Below are 4,903 nucleotides of genomic sequence, written 5' to 3'. Positions count from 1 at the left end.
GCCCGGCTCGACCCGAGCACGGCGACGGTCAGGTCGCGCAGCTCCCGCGGGATCTTGTCGCGCAGCACCGCGAGGGCCTGTTCGTCCTGCGCGGTGACGAGCACCCGCTGCCCATGCGCCACGAGGTGGCAGATCATGTTCGCGATGGTGTGGCTCTTGCCGGTGCCGGGCGGCCCTTGCACGGTGACTCCGCGGGCGCTCGCGAGCTGCCGGGCGATCCGCTCCTGGTCGGCGTTCGTCGGCAGCGGCATCAGCAGGCGTTCACCGAGCCCCGCGGGGGAGCCGTCGTGACCGCGCCGGCCACGGCCTCGATCGGCGTGGGCACCCTCGGGGAGGGTGCCGTCGGCCCGATCGTCCCCGCCGAGCGCGGCGGCGACGAGCCTGTCGTCGGCGACCACGGCGGCGATGGCCTCGGGGAGCAGGTCCCGTTCGGCGAGGGCGGTCCGCAGCTCCGCGTAGAACTGCGCCTGCAGGGCCGGCCGCGGCCGTACGTACACCGCCCAGGTGTCGACCAGGACGGGGCTCGGCCCCGGCGGGGGCACCGGACCGGTGGTCGCGCGGGCGTCCAGCCCGAGCGGCGCGAGGATCTGGCGGTGCAGCCCGGCCTGGGCCGGGGCGTCCCACGGATCGGCCGGCGCCGTCCGCAGCCGGTCGCGCAGGGCCGACATCTCGTCCAGACCGGGCAGGCCGAGGCCGTGCAGGGGCTCGGTCTCCAGGCTCACCGGACCGTCGGGATGCAGCCGGATGACCCCGGAGTCCGGATCGACCGTCAGCACCATGCGGGTGACGAGCAGCGGATGGATGATCGTCGCGTCGCCGACCCGCCAGCACAGCACCGAGTGCCCCCAGGCCAGCTCCACGGTCGCGGCCTCGCGCTGCAGCCGCAGGCGCAGGTCGAACAGGCGCTGGTAGAGGGCGCGCGCGTCGCGGGCGGCGCGTGCCTCGGGCGCCCACGGCCGCCACACCTGACGCACCCAGGCGTCGAGCAGGGCGACGGCGCCCGACGGAGCGTCCCGCTCCTCGCCCGGGACACCGGGAGGCTCGCGCTCCCCGGTCTGCTCGACGGCCTCCGCGTCCAGGAGATGGGCGGGGATGGTGGGTGGGGCGTCCGGGCTCACCACCGTCCCGGCCAGGTAGCGGTCGAGCGGGGGTGGCCAGCTCGGCGCGGCCGGCTGAAGTACCCGGGCGACCTCCAGCCAACTCTCCCGCTGCGTTGTCGGGCCGAGCCGGACCCCCGGATGGGACGGGACGTCAGCCGGAAGGAGCGGAGCGGGGACGTACTCGGCGAGCTGGCGACGGGGGGCACCGCGTCGTTCGGCGGCGAGCGCGGCCAGGTAGTCCAGGAGCCGAAGCGACCGGCCACGGACCTGATCACGAGCGGACATCGGGCTCCTCGGCTGGCGGGCTGGGTCAGGGCGCGGCGGCGCGATGCCACCTGCCGCCTTCGCCTTCGCCTTCGCCTTCGCCTTCGCCTGATCGACCTTACGACCTGTCTCCGACACAATCGCCGGCTTCCGGCCTGTCCCGCCCGGACCGCCGCTCGGACCGCCGCCCGGGGACGCGCGGCGCGTTTCCGTCCGTGGCCGCACCTACGCCGGACGAGGCCGACGCCTGATCCACTACCAGGGACGCACGTGGGGCGGCGAACCGTCGGCGTGTCGATCCTGTCGTCTTCTGGACACGCATAGTGACCATCGGTACCGTCCGACGTCGTCTGGTCCGACGTCGTCCGGTCGGGCTGCGCCAAGTCGGGCTGCTGGGGGAGAGCCACCATGGGATTGCGTTCCGGCGGTGCCGCCGTGCTCACGAGCATGCTGGTTGTGCTGGCCGCGGTTCCGGTCGCGGCTTCGCGCCCCGCGGACGGCCCGTCGCGTTCCGTGGCGGAAAGCTCGCGTTCCATCGACGAGGCGCCGGAGCAGGTCTCGCTCCGTGCTTTCGACGGCGGCGTTGCCAGCGGTAATGATCTCAGTGGTAATGCTCTCAGCGGTAACTATCTCAGTGGTGGCGGTCCGGCCGGTGGTCACCTCGCGCTCGGCCACGGCGGCCAGGACGGGGACGGCGGCCGGGACGGGGACGGTGGCGGGGACCACGGCCGTGGTGATGGGGACTCCAGAGCGTCCGCTGGCACGGGTGCGCCTCGGCCCCCCGCCCCGGACAGGACCGGGACGGATCCCCGCGGGAACTCGCTTTCCTATACCGGTGGGCAGGTCAGCGTCCTTGCCGTCCTGGCGGCGCTGTTGCTCGGTGGGGGAGCCTTCTGGCGGCGCGCGCACCGGGCCGGGCTGTCCTGAGCGCGGTGACCTGCCGGCTGCCGGCCGGCGAATCTGGGGGACCTGAGCACAGTTTGCGGTCCCTGGACCGTGACGGGCTCCCCCAAATTCGGCCGCCGCGCGATGGTGGTCACTGCATGAGCTGACCGTCTACCGGACTTCGCGGCCGCCGACGTCGCGGGGCTTCCGGATCCGGGTCTGGGTCTGGATCCGGGTCTGGGTCTGGATCTGGTCTGGTCTGGGTTATCCGGCTCGGACGGTCTGCCCGCATCGCCTGCCCGCATCGCCCGGAGGTGTCCGCCCGGGACAGGTCGGGACGGGGTTGGCAGGTTGTTACGCCGGTTTCGCGCCTATGAAGCCATTGTTTCCGTCCGCAGGTTGCGGGTTATCCCGTCGACGGGGTCGTGGTGGGTGGTTTGGGTCGGTACTCTCGGAGTGGAGAAACCTAGGATGATCGGGGGCGTCCGTGCTCCTCTGGTCCAGGTAAGTATGAAGCGAAGTCACCAAGACTGATGTAGCGCCGATCGAGACGTGAGGGCCGGGTAACGGTGGGTGCACCAATACTGGTGGATAATGCCGATCTGGCGGTCAAGACCCTGGGGGTCTGCCGGATTGACTCCCCGCTCCTGCCGCTGCTGGGGGAGCGGCCGACGACGCAGCATTACATCGATGAGTCGGACAAGGTCCTCTACGACGACACCGCCCTGATGATCTCCTCGCGGGGTGTCGCGCTCGATGACCTGCCCGGATTCGAGCCGGCCGGGCCGCGCCGGAAGATCTACTTCGACCCGTCGAAGACCCGGGTGGGCATCGTCACCTGCGGTGGGCTCTGTCCCGGGTTGAACAACGTGATCCGCGGTCTGGTGCTGGAGCTGACCTCGCACTACCGGGTTCGGCGGATCTGCGGATTCCGCAACGGGTACCAGGGCTTCATCGCCCGCTACGGCCACGACGTCGTCGATCTCACCCCGGAAAGCGTCGCCAACATCGACGAGGACGGCGGGACGATCCTCGGCAGTTCCCGCGGCCAGCAGGATCCCGCCGAGATCGTCGACTGCCTCTCCCGGATGAACATCAACATCCTGTTCGTCATCGGCGGTGACGGCACCCTGCGCGGGGCCGGGCAGATCGCCCGGGAGGCCGAGACGCGCGGGGAGAAGATCGCCGTGGTCGGCATCCCGAAGACGATCGACAATGACATCCCCTACATCGACCAGAGCTTCGGCTTCCAGACGGCCTTCGGCAAGGCCGCGGAGTCCATCCGGGTCGCGCACGCCGAGGCGACGTCCGCGCCCGGCGGGCTCGGCGTGGTCCGGCTCATGGGCCGCCACTCGGGATTCATCGCCTGCTACGCGACGCTGGCGAAGAGTAACGCGGACGTGGTGCTCATCCCGGAGCTGCCGTTCAAGCTGGAGGGCGACGGCGGTCTGCTGAACTACGTGCGTCGCCGGGTGGCCGAGCGCGGCCACGCCGTCGTCGTCGTCGCCGAGGGTGCCGGCCAGGAGCTTGTCGTCGGCCAGCCGGAGAGCACCGACGCGTCCGGGAACCGCAAGCTGCACGACATCGGCCCGGAGCTCTCCCGTCGGATCAAGGAGTACTTCGACGCCGAGGGCATCGAGCTCAACCTGAAGTACATCGATCCCAGCTACGTGATCCGCAGCGTGCCGGCGAACCCGTACGACAGCGTCTACACGATCCGGCTCGCCCACGCGGCCGTGCACGCCGCGATGTCCGGCCGCACGGAGATGGTCGTCGGCCGCTGGCGGCGGCGGTTCATCCACATCCCGATCCCGCTCGCGATCAGCCAGCGCAACCAGGTCGACCCGGCCGGTGATCTGTGGATGTCCGTCCTCGAAGCGACCGGCCAGCCCCCCCGCTTCGAATAGCCGAGTAGCCAACTCCCTCTCTTGCCTTTCCAGAGGGATAAAAGGGACGTCGAAGCCTCTGGATAGGCAAGGTTCCCGGTGTGGCCGTGCGTGTCCACAAGGACGAATCGGGCTCGGGGCCTCTGGACAGACACCCACCGGAACAGCCCACGGTGTGCCGCGATCAGGTCAAGCCGGGTCGGGCGGCGGATCCACCAGAAGCAGAAGCCGGTCCGTCATGCCGGACGACGGGCGCCGATCACCGTAGGGTACGACGTCAGACGCACCCGGCCCGCCGCGCCTGACCTGGATGTGCTGGCCGGACACTGTTCGGACCTGGTGGGTAGGAGGGCAGGGAGTACGTGGAGGTCTTCGAGACTCATCGGAGCCTGATCGAGGACTATGCGGCCTTCACCGACTCCCTCGTCGAGGTTCGCGACGAGAAGATCAAAGATTATCTCGAGCAGGAGCGGGCGGCGAAGGTCCGCTGGCCTGACCCGTGGATCTCGCTCAACCCTGCGTTCGCCTCCGGCGGCACGGTCGACGAACTGGTCGGCACGGGTCTGCTGCACCCCGACTGCGGCAGATTCTTCCGGGTCAAGAGGGATTCCGGCGATCCCGGCAGGCGGTCGCTGACGCTGTATCGGCACCAACGGGAAGCCATCGAGGCGGCCCGGGACGGCAGCAGCTATGTGCTCACCACCGGCACGGGATCCGGTAAAAGCCTTTGGGTGCAGTTCTCCCCAGGTGAGATCAAGCGGCGAGTGT

The 4,903-nt window shown here is 70.3% G+C and carries 4 protein-coding genes; 3 read left to right on the top strand and 1 reads right to left on the bottom strand.

Annotated elements, in window-relative coordinates; genetic code table 11:
* On the bottom strand, window positions 1–1,385 hold a 1,385-nt coding region (locus AC08ON_RS15170), incomplete at its 3' end, for an AAA domain-containing protein (protein ID WP_476617199.1).
* Between the two features lie 387 nt (window positions 1,386–1,772).
* Here AC08ON_RS15170 and AC08ON_RS15165 point away from each other — a divergent pair.
* The 3 genes from AC08ON_RS15165 to AC08ON_RS15155 form a co-directional block, all read left to right on the top strand.
* Window positions 1,773–2,291 (top strand): hypothetical protein, encoded by a 519-nt coding sequence (locus AC08ON_RS15165; RefSeq protein WP_476608120.1) that lies wholly within the window; start codon window positions 1,773–1,775, stop codon window positions 2,289–2,291.
* Window positions 2,292–2,818: 527 nt separating this feature from the next.
* Complete coding sequence (locus AC08ON_RS15160; protein WP_476608121.1) at window positions 2,819–4,156, top strand: ATP-dependent 6-phosphofructokinase; 1,338 nt, start codon at window positions 2,819–2,821, stop codon at window positions 4,154–4,156.
* A 341-nt stretch (window positions 4,157–4,497) separates the two neighbouring features.
* On the top strand, window positions 4,498–4,903 hold a 406-nt coding region (locus tag AC08ON_RS15155), incomplete at its 3' end, for a hypothetical protein (protein WP_476617198.1).

This window comes from Frankia sp. CoWAU3 (assembly GCF_977971855.1).
Note: the sequence above shows the minus strand (reverse complement) of the source record. Positions and strands in the feature narration are given on the sequence as shown.